At 42.4% G+C, this 20044-nt stretch carries 16 protein-coding genes; 6 read left to right on the top strand and 10 right to left on the bottom strand.

What is annotated here, in order from left to right; genetic code table 11:
- Positions 1-76: 76 nt before the first annotated feature.
- The 5 genes from KQP93_RS12080 (at position 77) to yegD (ending at position 5825) form a co-directional block, all read left to right on the top strand.
- Positions 77-2338 (top strand): TonB-dependent receptor, encoded by a 2262-nt coding sequence (locus KQP93_RS12080; protein ID WP_217874633.1) that lies wholly within the window; start codon positions 77-79, stop codon positions 2336-2338.
- Between the two features lie 110 nt (positions 2339-2448).
- The gene (locus KQP93_RS12075; protein WP_217874631.1) at positions 2449-2748 is read left to right on the top strand and encodes a hypothetical protein; all 300 of its coding nucleotides are present in this window, start codon (positions 2449-2451) and stop codon (positions 2746-2748) included.
- Positions 2749-2796: 48 nt separating this feature from the next.
- A complete protein-coding gene (locus KQP93_RS12070) occupies positions 2797-3453 on the top strand; it encodes an HAD family hydrolase (RefSeq protein WP_217874629.1) in 657 nt (218 codons plus the stop codon).
- Positions 3454-3550: 97 nt separating this feature from the next.
- Entirely contained in the window at positions 3551-4390 is an 840-nt protein-coding gene (locus tag KQP93_RS12065; RefSeq protein WP_217876785.1) for a DNA ligase, read from the top strand.
- A 67-nt stretch (positions 4391-4457) separates the two neighbouring features.
- Positions 4458-5825, top strand: coding sequence for a molecular chaperone (yegD, locus tag KQP93_RS12060; protein ID WP_217874628.1), 1368 nt, complete (start codon positions 4458-4460; stop codon positions 5823-5825).
- Positions 5826-5856: 31 nt separating this feature from the next.
- On the opposite strand, the gene KQP93_RS12055 is transcribed toward yegD, so the two are convergent.
- The 4 genes from KQP93_RS12055 to KQP93_RS12040 form a co-directional block, all read right to left on the bottom strand.
- Positions 5857-6321 carry a methylglyoxal synthase gene (locus KQP93_RS12055; RefSeq protein ID WP_054551787.1) on the bottom strand — a complete coding sequence of 155 codons (465 nt, stop codon included), beginning with the start codon at positions 6319-6321 and terminating at the stop codon, positions 5857-5859.
- A gap of 8 nt (positions 6322-6329) precedes the next feature.
- On the bottom strand, positions 6330-6962 hold the full coding sequence (locus KQP93_RS12050) for a LysE family translocator (protein ID WP_217874627.1): 633 nt from the start codon (positions 6960-6962) through the stop codon (positions 6330-6332).
- A 98-nt stretch (positions 6963-7060) separates the two neighbouring features.
- Positions 7061-8902 carry a S8 family serine peptidase gene (locus KQP93_RS12045; protein WP_217874625.1) on the bottom strand — a complete coding sequence of 614 codons (1842 nt, stop codon included), beginning with the start codon at positions 8900-8902 and terminating at the stop codon, positions 7061-7063.
- 223 nt (positions 8903-9125) lie between these two features.
- Entirely contained in the window at positions 9126-10298 is a 1173-nt protein-coding gene (locus KQP93_RS12040; protein WP_217874623.1) for a multidrug effflux MFS transporter, read from the bottom strand.
- Positions 10299-10475: 177 nt separating this feature from the next.
- Between KQP93_RS12040 and KQP93_RS12035 the strand changes: the two genes are divergently transcribed.
- Entirely contained in the window at positions 10476-10952 is a 477-nt protein-coding gene (locus tag KQP93_RS12035) for a hotdog fold domain-containing protein (protein WP_217874622.1), read from the top strand.
- On the opposite strand, the gene KQP93_RS12030 is transcribed toward KQP93_RS12035, so the two are convergent.
- The 6 genes from KQP93_RS12030 to KQP93_RS12005 all read right to left on the bottom strand — a co-directional run bounded on the left by KQP93_RS12030 (position 10949) and on the right by KQP93_RS12005 (position 19827).
- On the bottom strand, positions 10949-11437 hold the full coding sequence (locus KQP93_RS12030; protein ID WP_217874621.1) for a bactofilin family protein: 489 nt from the start codon (positions 11435-11437) through the stop codon (positions 10949-10951). The two genes, KQP93_RS12035 and KQP93_RS12030, sit on opposite strands and share 4 nt — an antisense overlap.
- Positions 11427-12575 carry a M23 family metallopeptidase gene (locus KQP93_RS12025; RefSeq protein WP_217874619.1) on the bottom strand — a complete coding sequence of 383 codons (1149 nt, stop codon included), beginning with the start codon at positions 12573-12575 and terminating at the stop codon, positions 11427-11429. Before KQP93_RS12025 ends, KQP93_RS12030 begins: the two co-directional genes overlap by 11 nt.
- Positions 12576-12726: 151 nt before the next feature.
- Positions 12727-14040 carry a fumarylacetoacetase gene (gene fahA / locus KQP93_RS12020; RefSeq protein ID WP_217874618.1) on the bottom strand — a complete coding sequence of 438 codons (1314 nt, stop codon included), beginning with the start codon at positions 14038-14040 and terminating at the stop codon, positions 12727-12729.
- 155 nt (positions 14041-14195) lie between these two features.
- The gene (gene hppD / locus KQP93_RS12015; protein ID WP_217874616.1) at positions 14196-15242 is read right to left on the bottom strand and encodes a 4-hydroxyphenylpyruvate dioxygenase; all 1047 of its coding nucleotides are present in this window, start codon (positions 15240-15242) and stop codon (positions 14196-14198) included.
- A gap of 315 nt (positions 15243-15557) precedes the next feature.
- Positions 15558-18281: a metallophosphoesterase gene (locus tag KQP93_RS12010; RefSeq protein WP_217874614.1), complete on the bottom strand. Its 2724-nt coding sequence runs from the start codon at positions 18279-18281 to the stop codon at positions 15558-15560.
- Positions 18282-18396: 115 nt separating this feature from the next.
- A complete protein-coding gene (locus KQP93_RS12005) occupies positions 18397-19827 on the bottom strand; it encodes a peptide MFS transporter (protein WP_217874613.1) in 1431 nt (476 codons plus the stop codon).
- Positions 19828-20044: the final 217 nt, after the last annotated feature.

Here is a 20044-nt window from a genome sequence, read left to right as displayed (position 1 = left end):
GGCCGAGCCCGTCAAATGAATTGACGCAACATCATCACCGTTGAATAAGAGTGCATAAAAAAGGTTAAAACCCGACATGAAAGCAATGAAAAGATCTACGTTAGCAACACTTATCAATGCAACGTTGTTCTCTGCCGTAGCAGGTACTTCATTTTCAACTCTTGCTGCCGACGAAGCGACAGCAGCAAAAAACAACCAACTAGAAGTTATTCAAATCACCGCTCGTAAACGTGTAGAAAATGCACAGGAAGTACCTGTAGCTGTATCTGCATTACAAGGTGACAGCTTAGACGCTTACAGCTCAGCTGGTATGGATATTCGTTTTATGAATGCGAAAATCCCAAGTTTATCAATCGAATCTTCGTTTGGTCGTTCTTTCCCACGCTTTTATGTTCGTGGTCTAGGTAACACTGACTTTGACCTAAATGCTTCTCAACCAGTTTCGTTAGTTGTAGACGAAGTTGTTCAAGAGAACGCAATCTTAAAAGGTTTCCCTGTATTTGACGTAGCACGTGTAGAAGTTCTACGTGGCCCACAAGGTACTTTATTCGGTCGTAACACACCGGCTGGCCTTGTTAAATTTGATACAGTTAAACCATCACAAGAATTTGAAGGCTATGGCTCAGTATCTTACGGTAGCCGTGGCGCAGTTGATTTTGAAGGTGCTGTTGGCGGTGGCTTAACAGACCGTTTATCAACGCGTGTTTCTGTACTTTGGCAAGAAAAAGACGATTACATCGATAACCGTGCACCAGGCTTTGAACAAGATGACGTATTAGGAGGCTACACTGAAAAAGCGGCACGTGTTCAGTTTTTATATGAAGGTGACGATTTCACAGGTCTTTTCAACTACCACGTTCGTGATATGGATGGTACGCCAATCGCATTCCGTGGTAACGCTATTAAAGCTGGCACAAACGATTTAGTCGATAACTTTGAGCATGATGTGGTTTACCACGATGCTGCTTCTCGTGCGACACAGCAAGTTGAATCTCAAGGCGCAAGCTTAAAGCTTGAGTGGGATATCAATGATTTAACTCTTACGTCAATCTCTGCATGGGAAAGCGCTGAAATCTATTCTCGCGCTGACATCGACGGTGGTTACGGTGCAAGCTACTTACCAGATATGGGCCCAGGTTTTATCCCGTTCTACTCTGAAAGTGCTGACGGTATTCCAGATCAAGATCAATACACGCAAGAACTTCGTTTATCAAGCAACTATACTGGCGACGTAAACTTCCAAGTAGGTGTTTTCTACTTTGATGAAGCGCTAACAATCGAAAACTTCAGCTACGACACTTATGGTTCAACACCTGGTGAGTTAAACGGCTATGTTATCCAGCAGCAAGATACCAAAGCATGGGCGGTATTCGGTTCATTAGATTACACAGTCACTGACGACTTAAAAATCACTGCGGGCCTTCGTTACTCAGATGACGAAAAAGAGTTCTCTGCAAACCGTACTTTAAGCCCTGCAGGTGGCGGTGCGTTATTCCTAACAGAAAACCCAAGTGACGACCACGTTAGCTGGGATCTATCTGCTAACTACAAGATCAACGATGACGTAAACTGGTACGCACGTGTTGCAAACAGCTTCCGCGCACCAAGTATCCAAGGTCGTATCTTATTCGGTGATGAAGTAACTGTTGCTGAGTCTGAAACTGTGACGTCTTTCGAAACAGGTATCAAATCAGACGTACTTGACGGCCAAGGTCGTGTAAACGCAACTGTGTTCTACTACACAATGGATGACCAACAATTAACAGCTGTAGGTGGTGGTGCAAACTTCAACCGTTTAGTTAATGCCGATAAGACAACTGGTTACGGTTTTGAGTTAGACACTGAGTGGGTATTAACTGACAACCTAAACGCTACATTTAACTTAAGTTATAACAACACTGAGCTTGACGATAAAGACCTAGCCGTTGACGTATGTGCGCAGTGTACTGTAACAAACTCATTAAACAGCGCAGGTCAAGCTATCCTTGATGGTAACAGCTTACCGCACGCACCTGAGTGGATCTCTAACCTTACATTACGCTATAGCCGCGAAGTAGCTGATGGTGAATTCTTCACTTACGCTGACGTGTCTTACCGCAGCGAAATCAACTACTTCTTATACGAGTCAGTTGAGTTTGAAGGCAAGCCATTAACTGAAGTAGGTTTACGTGCAGGTTATGCTTGGGCTGAAGGCGACAACGAATATGAAGTATCAGCATTCGTTCGTAACATGTTCGACGAGCAACAATCAATCGGTGCTATCGACTTCAATAACAACACAGCAATGGTGAACGAAGAGCGTTACATCGGTGCTGAGTTCAAAGTAAGCTTCTTCTAAGCTGAAATAATAAGTCCTATTAAAACCCGCTGTATAGCGGGTTTTTTCGTTTATAATCGCGTTGGTAACTGCTAAAGTGGCAGGATTAATTGAAGAGAAAGAGAATAACTATGGCTGGATTTTGGAACTACCGTGTAATTTTTTGTGAAGCAACAAAAGAGGAAGCGGCACAATATCAAATTCATGAAGTTGAATATAACTTAAATGGTAAAGTGACTAACTGGTCAGAAACCGGTGCCGCACCATTTGGTCATACAGTCGAAGAACTTGAAGCAGATGCAGATCGTTTAAAAACAGCGTTTTCTAAGCCCATTTTGAAAGTGGTAAGAAAGCAACGTGGCTACGAGCTGGTTGATGTAGAAACAGGCGAAGAAGCGTTTGCTGAGCCACCTGCGGGTTTAACAGAATAATCATATTTAAAGGTGCCTATGGCACCTTTTTACTTTGAAGGAATGAGGATGACTTTAAAAGCAGTATTGTTTGATATGGATGGCACTTTGGTTGACTCTGAAAGTGTGCACTTTAATATTTGGAATGATTTGTTAGCTCCTTTTGGCGTGCAGTATGATGAAGCTACCTTTTGCCAGCGTTTTTCAGGGAGGCCAACTCTTGAAGCCGCTAAAGAGGTTGTTACAAATTATGGGTTAACTATCAGCCCCGAGCAGTTAACGGATGATAAGTACGCTGCATTTGGCCGTTTTGTTAGTACTAATTTACCCGCCTATATGCCTCATGCAAAAACAGTGCTTAGGCAAGTCAAAGCCAGTGGTTTAAAAATGGCATTAGTAACAGGTAGTGCAAAAGATGAAGCTTATCCTATTTTAAAAGGCTATGGCATTTTCGATTGGTTTGACTGTGTGGTTACCAAAGATGATGTTGATAATCCTAAACCTGCTGGTGACCCTTATCAACTAGCCCTAAATACGCTAAATATCACAGCCAATGAAGTTGTGGCAGTCGAAGATACCTTTACCGGTGTTACCGCTGCGAGCAACGCTGGTGTTGCTGTGTATGCGGTACCAAATCATTTCACATTAGAGCATGATTTTAGTAAAGCCGCGGGTGTGTTTGCTGATTTAAACGAATTTTTCAAATGGCTACAAACTAAACTATAATTAGCTGACTATTGCTAAGCTGCTTTTGTTAAGTAGCTATTGTTAAGTAGTCAAAGCCAGAGCCAGTTAATACTCACAAATTTGCAAGGAAGCAATGATGGTTAAATTCACTCGTGCGCTTTTGTGCGCAATCACGTTATTTATAGGCTTTTCAGCCGAAGCGCAACAAGCACCTTCAGTCCTTTTAGCAAACGTCTATCAAGCCGAGAAGGTTAATGTATCTGACTATTTAGTTAGTGAAAAATATGATGGCGTTCGGGCTATTTGGACAGGGAGTCAATTAGTAACCCGAAATGGTAACCCAATTTATGCGCCCAAGTGGTTCACAGATCCACTGCCAGGTGTTTGGCTTGATGGAGAGCTTTGGACTAAGCGCCAAGACTTTGCCAATGTGAGCGGGATCGTTCGAAAAGTCACACCTGTAGAATCAGAATGGCAAACCGTCAATTACATGATATTTGATATGCCGGATGCGACAACGCCATTTAGTCAACGTTATGAAAACTACACAAGGTTAGTAAACCAGCTGCAAAGTGAGCATATTAAAGGCGTTGCGCAAATGCACTTTAACGATAACAAACAACTTAGTTTGTTTATGGATAAACTAATCGCACAAGGAGCTGAGGGCGTCATGCTGCATCTAGCAGCTGCTAAGCATAGTGCAGGGCGTAGTGATGCATTGTTAAAGTTAAAGCCTTATTTTGACGCTGAAGCAGTTGTAATCGGTTATATCGCAGGAAAGGGTAAGTATAAAAATATGCTAGGTGCACTCAAGGTGCGCAGTAGTGATGGTACCGAATTTAAAATTGGCTCGGGATTTACCGATCAACAAAGATCATCGCCCCCAGCGATAGGTAGTACCATTACCTACAAATATCATGGTTTTACTAAAAATGGTTTACCACGTTTTGCAAGCTTTTTGCATGAAACGCCATAGCATCATTCAAAAACGGCTGCGACTGTGGTAAATTTCGCGGCCTTTTTATTGATGTATAGGTGTTAGAATGTTTGCAGGCTTTGATTACGGTAGCTCAAATTGTGCAATCGGTGTAATGAATAACGAGCAACAAGTCTCTTTAGTGCCGCTTGAGCAGGGCAAGCAATATTTACCATCAACACTTTATACTCACCACAGTGCATTAGTTGTCGATTTTGTGACAAAGCATCTTACGGGTAGCCCATTTGAGCACGACTTTAAAACTGAGCGCCAAGCCCTTTTAAATACCATTCCTCGTATTAAATCTGATCTCGATATTCAAGCTGGTGATGAGACCTTATTTATAGGTCGTGAAGCAATTAGCGAGTATGTGCAATTTCCAGAAGAAGGTTACTTTGTAAAGTCACCTAAATCATTTTTTGGTGCAGTAGGCTTAAAACAAGGGCAAATAAACTTTTTTGAAGACATTGCCACGGCGATGATTTTAAAAATTAAACAACGTGCCGAGCAATCACTGCAAGACACATTAACTGAAACGGTAATTGGACGACCGGTAAACTTTCAATCAGTCGGTGGTGAAGAGTCTAATCAACAAGCGCTGGGTATTTTAGAGCGAGCAGCAAAGCGCGCAGGCTTCAAAGAGGTGTCGTTTTTGTATGAGCCATTAGCGGCGGGGATTGATTATGAAACCTCATTGCAGCAAGACCAAAAAGTGTTGGTTGTCGATATTGGCGGGGGTACTAGCGATTGCTCATTTGTACAAATGGGGCCGAGCTTTCGTGATAAGCAATGCCGTGACAATGACTTTTTAGCTCACAGTGGTAAGCGTGTGGGTGGAAATGATTTAGATATTGCGCTGAGCTTTCATGGTTTAATGCCATTACTAGGTTTAGGCACTGAGTTTAAATCGGGTCTTCCACTGCCGAATCAACCGTTTTGGCAAGCCTGTAAAATCAATGATGTAAATCTGCAAAGCCTGTTTTATAGCGATGCCCATCATCGTGAGTTACTGACTCAACTTCGAGAAGTTAAAGAGCCTGCGCTTTTTAAACGCTTAATTCAATTGCAGCAAAATAAGCAAGGTCACCAATTGGTGCAGCAAGGCGAGGCGGCAAAAATTGCGCTCTCGTCAGCGAATGAATTTACTACAGATTTGCGCTTCTTAGATTCAGACTTAACGCAGTGCTTAACGCTAAAAGATCTCGCTTTAGCTGTTGATGATTCGATAAGTCAGATAGTGAGCCTAGCTAAACAAGCGATTCAAGAAGCAGGCACAACGCCTGATGTCATTTACTTAACGGGCGGTAGTGCGCAATCACCGCTGATCAAGGCTGCGTTAAAAGCTCATTTAGGTGATATTACTATGCTGAACGGGGATCACTTTGGTAGTGTTACTGCAGGTTTAACTAAGTGGGCGCACAAGCTTTATAGCTAATAGCCCCCACTTAGAGATACGACTTATAGAACTAAAGAGTCACTTGGCGCGTTGCAAGGTATTTTTCGTAATCTGGCAACGTGCGGCACAGCTCAGTTTCCATCATAGGTGAGCTTAATAGCATATCGGCACTGACTTCATTACAGGCAACAGGAATATTCCAAACCGCAGCTAAACGCAGTAATGCTTTTACATCTGGGTCGTGTGGCTGCGATGCAAGTGGATCCCAGAAAAACACCAGCATGTGCACTTCATGTTCAGCAATTTTAGCACCAAGTTGTTGATCGCCCCCCATAGGGCCGCTTAGCAGCTTAATCACTTCAAGCCCTGTTGTACGCTCGATTAAATGACCTGTTGTGCCCGTACCGTATAGCGTGTGCTTACTTAAAATGTCTTGGTGTTTTTCACACCACGCCTGAAGGGCAGCTTTTTTACCATCATGGGCTACGAGGGCAATATTCTTTTTGGCTGGTAAGGCTTGTTGTTTTTGTTCCATAAGTGCTCTTATATCAATAGGTTAATTGCTAGTGCAATAAACACCAGCCCCGTGATCCGATCAATCCAAATTTGGGTTTGCGGGTGCTCAAGAAAATAACTGGCTATCTTATCGCCGAAATAAATATACGTGCAGTCGATAGGAAAAGCAAAAAGCGGGTATAGTAAACCAAAAAAAGCGAGCTGAAAAGTTGTTGAAGACAAGCTCGGATCGACGAACTGCGGAATAAACGCAATAAAGAATAGAGCGACTTTTGGATTAAGTACCTCGGTCATCATTGCTTGAAACATCACATTTTGCTTTTTACTGGTACTTACATGAGGTTTTTCGTCGCAGTCTGACTCAGGCTGTGTGAAGGTGTCTTTTAACGTCATTACGCCCAAATAGCACAGGTACGCCGCACCTAAATACTGAACTGTGGTATAGGCAACAGTAGACGCTTTTAAAATTGCCGTTAAACCCACCACCGCAAAAAAAGTATGCACCACACCACCTAAGGCAAAACCAAAGGCACTTTGCATTCCGGCTTTACGGCCATTGGCAAAGGTTTGTGCCATTAAAAATGCATTAGAAGGGCCGGGGGCTACGGCAATTAAAAAGCTGGCGCCTAAAAACGACAGTAGAAATTCTGGATTGATCATCGGCACAAAAATAAAAAGCTAGGTAGTTGATTTTAACAAGCTTCTAGAAAAAGAAAAAGCGGGCAATCAATGCCCGCTGATTTGGGTTGGGGAAAGTATTAGAACGTCACAGTGCTGTTGTTTGAACAAACAGTTGTACTTTGTGCTTCACATACTTGGTAAGTGTAAGTACCACCACCTTTTGTTGTGATAGTGTCAGTGTAGCTGTTAGTGTTTGCCACTGAGCCTACCTTGCTACCATTACGGTATACATCGACAGTGCTTGTAGCAGCGCCACTCCAGCTTAAATCAATGTATTTAGTGCCTTTTGACTTATAGCCTGAAGTAGAAAGACTAATATCATCACCACCTGGTGTTGTGCCACCGCCATTATCGCCACCACCTGCACAGCCATTGGCTGTTAGGTATGCATCTGCGTCAGCTGCTTTAACAATACCGTGACCGAAGTAAACATCGTGACCAGAAGCTCCTTGATCTTCTGCCGTTGCTTTTAGTGCATCACGGATTTCTGTACCCGTACACTCAGGGTGATTTGACCATACTAGCGCTGCGATACCTGAAACAGCAGGGGTTGCCATTGATGTACCGCTCATGAAACCATAATCACTGGTACCAATTGCGATATCAATAGTTGTGCTTGAAAGAAGGGTTGAGCGGTCTTCAAATGCAGCACCTACAGCTGGAATCGTTGTATCGTTAGTTTCGCCTAATGTAGCGTATAACATGCCAGCTTCGTTATTGATGATAACAGCGCCGATACCACCTGAATTCTCGCAATTATTTACCTTGTCATAGAACGAGATATTACCGCGGTCAATCATACAAATTTTGCCTGCTGCGCCAGAATCTACGCTCTCAGCAGTACCCATGTAATACGCCGTGCCTGATGCATTACCTGAGTTTTCCATTGATGAAGTAGCAAAGCCTGCGCCATCAGCTGCTAAGCTAGCTGAAGTTGCCATACCTGCAGGGTAAGTAGAAAGAGTATCAACACCACCTGCTGTTACTTCAACACAGATAGTTCCATCTGTAGTAGCGCGTTTACCGCGACCAGATGTACAGCTAGGGAACTGCGAGAAATCTGCAATTTGGTTGTCCGCATCATTTGCACCAATCATCATTACTGATGGATAGCCTGCAGGGTATGAACGTACGTTGTTACCATCGTTACCCGCTGCAGCAACGACTAAACCGCCAGCACTTGTGAAATTAGCAAATGCGTTAGATTCGGTGCTATTTGAACCACCGCCGCCAAGACTCATGCTGATGATATTTGCACCTGCTTGAGAACATAAATCTGCTGCGTGTGCTAAATCTGAAGAGTAACCCCAGCCTTCAGCGTTGAATACTTTGATGATGTGCATTGCCACACCTGGTGCCATACCAACCACACCAACATTGTTGTCTGCGGCGCCAATAGTACCTGCTACGTGAGTACCATGTGGGCCACCATTGTCGAACCAGTTGCCTGTGCCACTGTCATTATCACCTGTAATGTTACCCCAAATGAAGTCAGGGTTTGTTGCATCTAAACCTGAGTCAATCACACATACTTTCATGCCAGCATTCGCATCGAAGGTAACTTTATCAGCTTGTGATTGGTAAACTGCGTATGGCGTTAATTGCTGCTGCATTGCATTACCAGCGTCATCGTTATAAAGCGCCATTGGTACACGCTTTTGGTCTTCTTCAACCAGTTTGATGTGAGGGTTGTTTAGTAAGCCTTTTACACTTGCAAGGTCATGACCTGTAAATTGCGCTGCAATAAAGCCATTACCATCAACTTTAATATCACCACCAAGCTTTTTAGCGAGTGCTTTAACTACGCCTTTTTTATTGTTGTCTACTTGGATGATGTAACGGTCATTTGCTGCGTTTGCAGTTCCTGCTGCACATAGTCCACTGATGATCAGTGCTAATGCTAATTTATTCTTTTTCATGATTCGTATCCCAAACATGTTGTTGAGTTAACCAGATGTTAACATGAGTAAACAATAGATTAATGATGCTATAGGTACAAGCAAAATAATCCACAAAACTGGAACAAATCATTCTAGAAAGGTGCTTTTTATAACAGTAGGGAATAACAGGATGTCTAAACGGGTAAATAGAGTATAACGATTCTCATTTACCCATTATGACAAAAAGTATGATAAAACTTTTTTATGACAAGTGCTTATGTTTGAACAATAGGTAGGTAAATGGGATGAGCATTAAAAAGTGCACGCCAATTAATACAGGTGTAGTCAAATTTGACAATTGCGTTATAAACACTAATAAGCTTGCACCACTCATTTGCATTAAGCCAATAAGTGCTGATGCTGTGCCTGCTTGCTTAGGAAACAAACTTAGTGCACGGCCTGCTGATGAGCCAAGTGTCAGTGCAAAACCAAACGCAGCAATAAACATCGGAAACATCAACGCAAGCGCTGTACGTTGTTGGCTAAAGGCCAACATTAAGGCTCCTGCGATTACAAGCAACAATAGTCCTGCTTTTAACGCGCGTTTTGGTTGGCGTTTGATGTACAGTGGCATAATAAAGCTTGCAACAATGCTCAAGACCGCATTACAGGTAAACCAGAAAGTAAAGTCGGTAACACTGCCACCTAATTCAGTAATAAGCCAGCCAGGTGCTAAGGTAACGAAGACTAAAATAGCCGACATAGTTACCAAGCAAATTAAGCTATGGAATAAAAACAATGGCGTGCTGATAATTGGCATAAAACGGCGCAGGTCAAGAATATGACCACTATATACACTATCGGCAGGGCGGGTTTCTTTATACATTAACAAGGTTATGAATAAACCAATGAGTGCAAATACAGCCATGAATAAAAAGTTCATGCGCCAGCCAAACTGTACTGTGAGCCAAGCGCCTAAAATTGGCGCGAGGGCAGGGATAAAGCAGACGATACCATTAAGATAAGTAATGATTTGGCCGCTGCGTTCACTACCAAATCTATCTCTTACAATGGCAAATGCTACTACAAATGTGGCACAGGCCCCCAAACCTTGTAGTGCTCTTGCAATCATCAGGCTTGCAAAATCAGGTGCCAGATACGCGCCAAAAGCCGCTAAACCATAAATTGTCACACCGGTAATTGCCACAGGCTTACGACCAAATTTATCTGCTAATGGCCCTGCAATGAGCTGTCCAAGCCCAACGGTAAGCATAAAAATAGCGACGGTTTGCTGAATTTGCTTTTCTGAAGCGCTGAATTGTTCTGCAATGGTCGGAAACGCGGGTAAGTAAATATCAATTGCTAACGGGCTAAAGATAACCAGAAGGCCAAGAATAAATAGTAAGCTGAGGTTTTTGTGCTGGCGTGACTGCATTCGCTCTCCTTTAAAACGGTATTTTATGTGCCCCTAAAGGAAAAGAAAAGCGTTCAGGTAGCGAAAAGTGTAATACATACGTAATCATCAAAACTGCTTACAAAAATTTTCCATTTCGCTATCTGGTCTGATGTGTTAGTTTTTTATCTCACATCATAAAAATAATGGATAAACGTCGTGAGCTCACCATCATCATTATTAAAAATTTGGACTAAATGCCAGTCACTGCCAAAGGGTAACTGGTTGTTTAGTAAAGCCGTGTGTTTTAAAGCCCCTTACTTTGGTTCAATAAAACCATTGATCACAAATTTAACCGCTGGGCATTGCAGCGCAACTGTTAAAAATCGCCGAGCAATCCATAATCACATTGGTACTATCCATGCAATTGCACAATGTAATGTGGCAGAGCTATGCGCCGGCTTAATGGTTGATGCAACTGTACCAGCAAAAACACATCGCTGGATCCCAAAAGGCATGACAGTGAACTATTTAGCAAAAATTGACACAGACATGCGTGCTGTTGCAAAGATTGAAGTGCCGAGTGAGTGGTTAGACAAGCAAGACTTGCTAGTGCCGGTGAAGGTTTATAATAGCCGCGATGAGTTAGTGTTCACCGCGGATATTACTATGTATATAACGGCTAAAAAACGTTAAGACTTATCAGCGGCTTGTTTGTTCACAAACGACAAGTCGTTGTCATCATCAGCCAGTATTGATGGGCTACTTTCATCGCTTGAGCTTGGCTTGATAGGAGCAATTTTATCTTCTTCATGACGATGCTTTAAGCTGCCTTCGATATTAGCACCTGCTTCAATACTTAATGTATCGTGAAACACATCACCGTGGACTTGAGCTGTACTTTCTATGGTCACCTTATTCGCAATCAAGGAGCCAATGATCTTGCCTTTAATTACGATACTATCTGCTTCTATAAGACCTTCAACCATGCCTGTTAGGCCGATAACAAGATGTTTTACTCTTAAATCACCGTCAATACGACCATCAAGTTGAACTTCACCTTGGCTTACTAAAGTGCCAGTTAAGCGAACATCTTCTGCAATAATAGAGGGAGTATGGTTTGTTCTTTTTAAAGTAGAGCTAGTTGAGCTAGCTGGAGCTTGTTTTTTTTTACCGAACACGAGAAAGCGCCTTTGTTATTTTAACTGGGTTGACATGTTTGCCATTCACTAAAACTTCGTAATGTAGGTGAGTGCTGGTACTACGGCCTGTACTACCCATTAAACCAATGACATCGTCTTTAGTTACTGTTTGGCCTTTTTTAACCTTAATTTTATTAAGATGTCCGAAGCGAGTGACGAAGCCATTTTTGTGTTGTAGTTCGATAAAGTTGCCATACCCGCCATTTCGACCAGCACGTAAAACGGTGCCATCAGCGGGAGCAAAAATCTCGGTTTTATGCCAACCAGCTAAATCAACCCCCTTATGAAAAGCGCGGCGGCCATTCATTGGATCTTTACGAAGACCAAAACTACTTGATATATAGTAATCAGCAGCAGGGAGTGTTTGTGGTAATTCGCTGAGTAAATTTTCTAAGTTATTTAACGCTAAAAGGTTATCGGCAATCGCTAAAAACTCAGCCGGAATTTTTGACTCGTCAAATAAGTCTAACGGGCCACCTTGCGCTGTGTCTGAGTTTTCAAGCACAGTTGCATTGGCAAGGCTGCTATCAAGGCCAGCGCCTTCTAACATGGCAACTATTTCTTGATGACGAAGTTTGATTTGCTGATCTAATACAACAAAGCTGTTGTTGTAAGCGGCATCAAGACGCACTAAGCGCTCAGACATGCTTTCTATGCGTTTAACTTGTTTTGGTTGATCATCTTCTAATGGAGCGTGAAACTCTTCTGTGTGTTCCTGGACAGGTAAAAGCAATGGCTCTGCGTCAGTTGCTAATGCAGGTTTGTTCATTGACTCAGGTAGCGACTCAATCATGCTTTGCAAGAGCGCTTGCTTTTGTTCAAGAATTGCAAGTTGCTCTAACTGTTTTTCATAGGCCGCTTGTTGCTGGTAGCGCTGTTGCTGCCACTGTTGTTGTTTGCTTAGTTGATTTTGTTCAATGCTGATGATTTGGTCAGCTTGTGACATGATCTGTAGTGTCGAAATACTTAGCCAAACAATGGCAGTTAAAATGACTAGGAGTGCAGTTAATTGTAACCATGGAGCTAATATTAAGTGCTTTACTTCGCCATTTTGACGGATCAACAGCTGTCTAGCTGGAAATAACGTGCGATAAAAAGACTTAAGTTTAACTAACATAGCGTATAAAATTTAACTAATAACCGAGTTAAGATAGCAATCTGATTTAAAAAAGCCAGAAAAAAATTGTAACTCAATTGATAAAAGGCAAATAAAAAGGGCAAAAAATGCCCTTAATCGTTGTTCTGGAAATAAAAATAGCGAGTTACTTTTATTTAGCAGGTAGTACTGTACCTTCTACTGAACCAAAACCAATGCGTGCAAAACCGTCTTTCTCGCACCAACCACGCATGATTACGTTGTCGCCATCTTCCAAGAAAGCACGTTGCTCGCCATTAGCAAGGGTGATCTTTTCTTTGCCACCGCGTGATAGTTCTAATAATGAACCTGCTTCTTCGTGCTCAGGGCCTGATTGAGTACCTGAACCTAACATGTCGCCTGGTTGGAAGTTACAGCCATTAACAGTGTGGTGAGTCACCATTTGCGCGACTGTCCAGTAAGAGTGCTTGAAGCTTGATTTAGATACTTGTGTTGGTGCTTCGCCAGCTGCACGCATCTTTTCAGTTTCAATTTGTACATCCATTTTGATATCGAATGCACCAAACTCACGGTTATGAGCTGACTCTAAATAGTCCATTGGTTGTGGATCGTTTTCGTCACGTGTCCAGTTTGTTCTAAATGGAGCCAGTGCTTCTGTTGTAACAATCCAAGGAGACACAGTCGACGCGAAGTTCTTCGCAAGGAATGGACCAAGAGGTTGGTATTCCCACGCTTGTAAATCACGTGCAGACCAGTCATTAAATACACAGAAACCAAATACGTGGTTTTCAGCATTTTCGATGGCAATAGCATCGCCTAATTCATTACCTTTACCAAGGTAGATACCTAACTCAAGTTCGTAGTCTAGGCGTTTACAAGGGCCGAATGATGGTACTTCTGCATCTGGCGCTTTGGTTTGACCGTTAGGGCGGTGGAACGTTTGACCTGAAACATCAATTGACGATGAGCGGCCGTGATAACCAATTGGTACCCATTTGTAGTTAGGTAGAAGTGGGTTATCAGGGCGGAATAGACTACCTACCGCTGTTGCGTGGTAAATAGACGTATAAAAGTCAGTGTAATCACCAATACGGCACGGTAGCGCAAATTCGATGTCTGCTTGAGAGATAAGCGCTTCGCTTAATTGCGCTTGTTCACTCGCACCTTCACGGAGTGCTTTTGATAACGCTAGACGAAGTGCAGACCAATACTGCTGACCAAGACCCATAAATTCATTGAGTGTAGTTTGGCTTGCTGCTTTAACGGCAACCTGTGCATCACCAGAGAATAAACCAAGTTCATTTACTTTTGCTAAGTCGATAACTTGGTCACCAATAGCGACAGCGCCACGGAACGCTTCGTCTGAATTTTTACGACGTACTTCTGCAAAAGGAAGATTTTGAATTGGGAAGTCACAGTTCGCTTCGTTAGCAGATGCAACCCAGCTTTTTAGATTAATATCGTGGGTTTCGTTAATTAGGCTCATACTCTTTCCTTATTGGTTCGCGCTGATTTATTAGTTATCTATATGGAGGCAATCAACGCAATTTAAACAGTTAGTTTAAAACAGAATTTAAAACGACAAAAAGCAGCGTGTGAATATACCCAAACCACACGCTGCTTTTTATTCATTATGATGATTTAGATTACACCACGGCGCTCTTGATCACGTTCGATTGATTCGAACAGCGCTTGGAAGTTACCTTCACCAAAACCGCCGTCGTCTACACGTTGGATCATCTCGATGAAGATAGGACCAAATAGGTTCTTCGAGAAGATTTGCAGTAGGTAACAGTTTTCGCTTTGGCTATCTACTAGGATTTGATGCTCACGGATCTTCTCTTTATCTTCTTTAACCCAAGGCACACGGTCAAAAATGGTGTCGTAGTACTCAGGAATGATATCAAGCGTGGCAATCGTTGATTGGTCAAGCTTATCAAGTGAACTTACTAGGTCATTCGTTAGGAATGCTAAATGCTGTACACCTGGACCATTGTACTCATTTAAGTACTCATCGATTTGGTTGTTGTTGTTATCTTTACCTTCGTTGATTGGAATCGAGAAAGTACCGCACGGAGATTTAAGTGCGTAAGATAATAACGCTGTTTTTTGACCTTTAATGTCGAAGTAACGAACTTCTGTAAAACCAAATACGTCTTTATAGAAGTTAGCCCATGTTTCCATTGTGCCTTTATAAACGTTATTGGTTAAATGGTCGATACGGATGAAGCCTTTGTCTTCAACAATGTTTTGCTCGCTTAAATCTTCAAAATCTGACTCATAAATAGAACCTTTGTCGCCAAATTGCTCGATGAAATAAATTAAGCTGTCGCCAATACCGTAAATAGCAGGGTATGGTAAATTTTTGTGAGTTGAGTCTGTCGCTGGTTTTGCACCGCGCTCAACAGCAACTTCGAATGCTTTTTGTGCATTCTCTACACGCCAACCCATAGAACAGATTGCTGGGCCGTGGCTTTTAGCAAATTCAGCAGAGAAACCTTCACGCTCATTGTTTAGTAAGAAATGAATGTCATGTTGGTTGTAGTAAACAATGTCTTTACCTTTGAATTTTTTTAGCTTTGAGAAGCCAAAATCAGTAAACACTTTGTCCATGTAATCTGCATCAGGTGTTGCGTATTCAGTGAATTCAATGCCCATTAGGCCTAATGGATTATTTACTTCGCTCATTGTCATTACTCCCGCAATTATAAGCACTGCGCTAAAAAAGAATTATTGTTCTGTAATGAGCGGATGATTAACCAGAAACTTGATAAGGGGAAGATCCCCGCACTATTTAGCCAAAGCCCCTTTTGTAAATTAAATGGGACAATGATTTTAATTTCAGCAATTGACCTAACAAAGGCAATGAGTAAGTCACTAGGTTGACTAAAAAATGTTATCCTTTTTCATGTCTATCTATATGTATTTAATGGTAAATTTCAGTGTTTCTTAGGTAATAAAAAAGGCCTGAAACGGCCTTTTTTATTAAGTTGATTGTATAGTTTAGTTTACGGTTTGGCGCGCTTTGTTAAAAAACTTGCTGCGTTGTTGTAACCAAGGGTTATTCATAATTTGTGGTGCAGCTTGATAATGGCGCTCAACCACTTGGTTTAAGGTACGGGTTGATTGCGTAAAATTAAGTTGCTGCTGTGCAGCACCCATATTAGCAATTTCGGCATCTGTCATTGCACGACCAGCAAATAACAAGGCGTTTAAGTAACCCGGCTTAGTTTCATAGTCATTATCGGTTAAAAGTAAGGCTGCATTGTTGATTGCCCAGCGCTTATTGATTTCACCTTCATCTTTAATACCAATCAGCTCGCCATCAAGATAAATTTTTAGTGCCCCGTTGTTTGGAGCAGCATAAAACACAAAAGCAATACGGTGCCAGCTGTTTGCCAAAAGCTCGCCAAAGTAACCACTGTCACTGGTAGCAATACCGATGGCGTTATCTCGGCTAACGTAAAGGTCTGCGTCATCACTATTGGTAAGATCTGTTTGTAGTAATGAGCGCCACTCATTGGTGCTTTGCTCTGGCCACATAATATCCATCACTAAAGTGTAATCAGCGATAAGGCCTTCTGTTTGGTAATCACCGTTGGCAGCACTATTAGCCGTTAAGGTTAAGCCTTGTGTTGGGCTGTGGCGGGCAAAGGCGAGCACGCCTGAAGCACCGTTTGGTAAATCAGCTATTTCAAGCTCACTGGTGGTGGTAAATTGGCTATCTTCTGGCCCCCAATTTTTGTCTTCAGGGTCATAAAAGTTGAGTGTTGCAGGGCCAAAGTCACTGTTAAAGCCTTGATTGGGATTATTAAAATTCCATACTGTGACTGCATCATCTGCTTTACAGGCATTAAGCATGTTATCGGTATCGAGATATAAACATTGGCTGGTGCGTGCTCGCGCGTAGTTATCAAGCAGCCACCAACTCTCTGCGACCAATTGCGCTTCTAAGTTTGGCAGAGCAGGGAAGAACAACTCGCTATTTAGCGCTGGGCCTTTAAATAGAGCAACGTGGTAAGTGGTTGCATTATCAATGTTATCTGGCACTAAAGAGACCCATTCTGGCTGGCTTTCGAGCATGCTTTTTAACTGGCTGCCAGTCACCGCAACTTGATAAATTGAATTAAAGCCCGGGGTATTCGATGGTTGGCGTTCAACCTTAAACGCGGCATGAAAGTCTTCTTGGGTTAATGTACCCGGTAGCCAACGATCTTGTACTTGGCTTGCATCAAGTAAGGCGGCATCAATAGCAGGGAACTGCTGCATAGTCGCTTTGGCTGTAATCGTGGTGAGTTCTTCAGCAGTGGGGTAATTTTCTGAAACGGCAATTTCGGTGTTTGCATCTGGAGCATAACGTCCCATGATTTCATCGATGGCGGTTTTAGTGCTCTCATCTCGGGTCGTAATGCTGGTGGTTGGAACTGTATTGTAACCAACATCTGCAAGAGTTTTGTCTTCAAGGTTAAAGGTTAAGGTAAGATCAGTTAGCCCTTGTGCAAAGAAGTTTGGTTGAATAACAATGCTACCGTTATCTAATGTTTGATAGCTTTCACCGCCATGGGTGTGCCCACCAAGCACTAAATCAATCCCTGCAACATTTTGTGCAATACGGGTGTCAGTGCCTTCACCTAAGTGACTCACCATGACCATGTAATCAACATCTTGACGGTATTGGTTAACAATCTGCTCAGCCACGTCTTGCCACTGCCAATTCATTTTGAAATTAGCGATAAAATCAGGAATAGGCTCGTCTTCAACTGGTTCATCAAGTTCATTCCAAGGTACTGAAGTCATGCCAAAAAAGCCTATTCGAAGGCAACCTACTTGGACAACTGAAAAATCGACACCGGCAAACGGCGTCTCGCTGCTACCATCATATTCGGTGTTACTTGAAAGCACGATGGCATTATCGTCATCGGCAAAGTCCAGTAGTTGCTCAGGTCCCCACGCATAGTCGTGGTTACCAATCACACGTACGTCAAAGGCCATCGCTTTTATTGCTTCTACTGTCGCTAAACCTTGTGATGTTTGTTCAGCTACGGTGCCTTTTTCATAATCGTCACCGCCATTGGTGAATAAGGTGTTAGGGTTTTCAAGTTTTGCATTGTCGTAGTAACTGCGAATACGGCTGAATAACTGCTCTTTAAAGCCAAAGCGCGCGTGTAAATCAGCAACATGAATGAAGCGCACTGTTTGGTTACTGGCTGTGTCATTACATTGCTCGCCAATGGTTTTACTAACCGGAGGAATTGTGCGCGACATTAAAGCAAAACTACCAAATTCTGTAATAGCACTGACTGCAAATCCATCATCGCTTTGTTCAGTACTGAGAGTTTGCCATTGCTCATCGACTAACTGCACTATGCTAAAGGCAAGGTTAGTTCGTTCATCTGGTAATTTAATCGCTAAACTTAATGGCTCAGCAAATATTAGGTTATTGGGGCGAAAGGTATGAATACTCGAGACAATACCTTGCTCCATATCTGTGCTTGAGGCGGCTGTTTCAGAGTAAGTAAACGTGGTGTCTGTCGTAACCGTGTTACTTATTGCATTAAGTGTGACATCACCCTGTGCAAATTCAGCTGATAAGCCATTTTCGACAGAAATAATTAAACCAGACTGATCAGGAGCTGTTGCGACTTCTTTTGTTGTTTTATCGCCACCGCATGCTGTTAGTAATAAGCTAGTCAGAATAATGACCAGTAGTTGAGTGTTAGAGCGCACTTACTCAGTTCCTTTGCAAACCAAATTAATATCAGAATATAGTATCAGTTTTAAGGACGCAGAGGGAATAGGGGAGAGAGAAATTCCCCGCAGCGGGTGCTACGGGGAATAAGTATTATTGCTTTTCAGCTGTCACTTCTAGCTCTTCAGCTAGGATGTGCTCAGTAGTTTGTGGCTCGTGTTGACCTTCAGCACCGTGCATCCAAGCAACTAGTTTGTCACTTAGTAAGTACATGATCACAGCAGAAAGAACCGCTGTTGCGCCTAAACCAATGAAGATACCCATCGCGTTGTCTAGCGCTTCTTCACCTTCACCTAGGAATGAACCTACGAAACCAGCAATCTTGTTTGCAACGGCTGTACATAGGAACCAAATACCCATAAGCATTGAAGCTAAGCGTAGAGGTGCAAGTTTACTCACCATAGATAAACCAATTGGAGATAAACATAACTCACCTAGCGTGTGGAATAAGTAGAATAATACTAACCACATCATGCTGATTTGTAGGTGCTCACCTTGACCTTGTGTCATAAGCGCTAGGATCATAGTAATGAAACCTAATGCTAAGAAAATAAGTGCAATAGCAAACTTAACTGGTGAATTAGGTTCACGTTTATCAAGCTTTAACCAAATAATGGCAACTAAAGGTGCAAAAACAATGATGAAAATTGAGTTTAAAGATTGGAACCAAGAAGCTGGCACTTCAAAACCAAGTAACATACGGTCAGTGTAATCGTTAGCGAAAAGGTTCATTAAACCACCCGCTTGTTCAAAGCCCATCCAGAAGATGATGCTGAATACACTCATAGTGAAGATAACTTTAATACGATCAGTTTCAACTTTAGTTAGTGGCTCTTTAGTATTTGACTCAGACTGTGCTTGAGAAAGCTTAGCTGAAGGCACAACACCGATTTCGCCTAAGTATTTGTTGCTTAAAGCAAGTTGTAAAAGTACAGATAAAACCATACCAACACCCGCTACGATGAAACCCCATTGCCAGCCCATTGCAGCTGCAGCATAACCCGCAACTAGAGGACCTAATGCACCACCTAGGTTGATACCCATGTAGAAGATAGTGAACGCGCCATCACGACGTTGATCACCTTCTTTGTATAGATCACCTACCATAGTTGAGATGTTTGGCTTGAATAAACCGTTACCAATACAAAGAAGTGTTAAACCAATATAGAATACGTTTTCTTCTTGGCCAGCTAAGTAGCTGTGTGGGATACCCATAGTGAAATGGCCTGCAGCCATCAATAAACCACCAAGGATAATTGCTTTACGTTGTCCTAATACGTTATCGGCTAACCAACCACCAAATAGTGGTGTGATGTATACAGCCATTGTGAAGGTACCATAAAGGCTTAATGCGTCTGCATTTGACCAACCAAAACCACCTTCTTGTACAAGCGCTACTAAGTATAAAACTAAGATGGCGCGCATGCCGTAATAACCGAATCGTTCCCACATTTCTGTGCCGAACAACAGGAATAACCCTTTAGGATGCCCTAAAAAGTCACCTGCTTTAGGTAATGAACTCATATTTACTTCCTAACTCTAAGTTTTTGTTTGAGGCCTTATTGTTTTTGCTTTGGTCGTTCTATGTATTTATTTAGTGAACGGGCGGCCATGTTTTTGATGCAGCTAAGATAATGGTTTGTTGCTCAAGTTTTGTACTTGAAGGAAAGGGACACACCCTTATCCTAGCTACAAGTGCGCTACAGTATACATAGACCTTATGGTGAGGGGAAGAACTTGC

The organism is Pseudoalteromonas shioyasakiensis (assembly GCF_019134595.1).
GTDB classification, from domain to species: domain Bacteria; phylum Pseudomonadota; class Gammaproteobacteria; order Enterobacterales; family Alteromonadaceae; genus Pseudoalteromonas; species Pseudoalteromonas shioyasakiensis_A.
The sequence above is the reverse complement of the archived record's forward strand: the minus strand, read 5'-3'. Positions and strand labels throughout refer to the sequence as shown.

What these genes read in the sequence shown, in the direction of transcription:
- KQP93_RS12080 (WP_217874633.1), top strand. Translation starts at nt 77, where the DNA reads ATGAAAGCAATGAAAAGATCTACGTTAGCAACACTTATCAATGCAACG.
- KQP93_RS12075 (WP_217874631.1), top strand. Translation starts at nt 2,449, where the DNA reads ATGGCTGGATTTTGGAACTACCGTGTAATTTTTTGTGAAGCAACAAAA.
- KQP93_RS12070 (WP_217874629.1), top strand. Translation starts at nt 2,797, where the DNA reads ATGACTTTAAAAGCAGTATTGTTTGATATGGATGGCACTTTGGTTGAC.
- KQP93_RS12065 (WP_217876785.1), top strand. Translation starts at nt 3,551, where the DNA reads ATGGTTAAATTCACTCGTGCGCTTTTGTGCGCAATCACGTTATTTATA.
- yegD (WP_217874628.1), top strand. Translation starts at nt 4,458, where the DNA reads ATGTTTGCAGGCTTTGATTACGGTAGCTCAAATTGTGCAATCGGTGTA.
- KQP93_RS12055 (WP_054551787.1), bottom strand. Translation starts at nt 6,321, where the DNA reads ATGGAACAAAAACAACAAGCCTTACCAGCCAAAAAGAATATTGCCCTC.
- KQP93_RS12050 (WP_217874627.1), bottom strand. Translation starts at nt 6,962, where the DNA reads ATGATCAATCCAGAATTTCTACTGTCGTTTTTAGGCGCCAGCTTTTTA.
- KQP93_RS12045 (WP_217874625.1), bottom strand. Translation starts at nt 8,902, where the DNA reads ATGAAAAAGAATAAATTAGCATTAGCACTGATCATCAGTGGACTATGT.
- KQP93_RS12040 (WP_217874623.1), bottom strand. Translation starts at nt 10,298, where the DNA reads ATGCAGTCACGCCAGCACAAAAACCTCAGCTTACTATTTATTCTTGGC.
- KQP93_RS12025 (WP_217874619.1), bottom strand. Translation starts at nt 12,575, where the DNA reads ATGTTAGTTAAACTTAAGTCTTTTTATCGCACGTTATTTCCAGCTAGA.
- fahA (WP_217874618.1), bottom strand. Translation starts at nt 14,040, where the DNA reads ATGAGCCTAATTAACGAAACCCACGATATTAATCTAAAAAGCTGGGTT.
- hppD (WP_217874616.1), bottom strand. Translation starts at nt 15,242, where the DNA reads ATGAGCGAAGTAAATAATCCATTAGGCCTAATGGGCATTGAATTCACT.
- KQP93_RS12005 (WP_217874613.1), bottom strand. Translation starts at nt 19,827, where the DNA reads ATGAGTTCATTACCTAAAGCAGGTGACTTTTTAGGGCATCCTAAAGGG.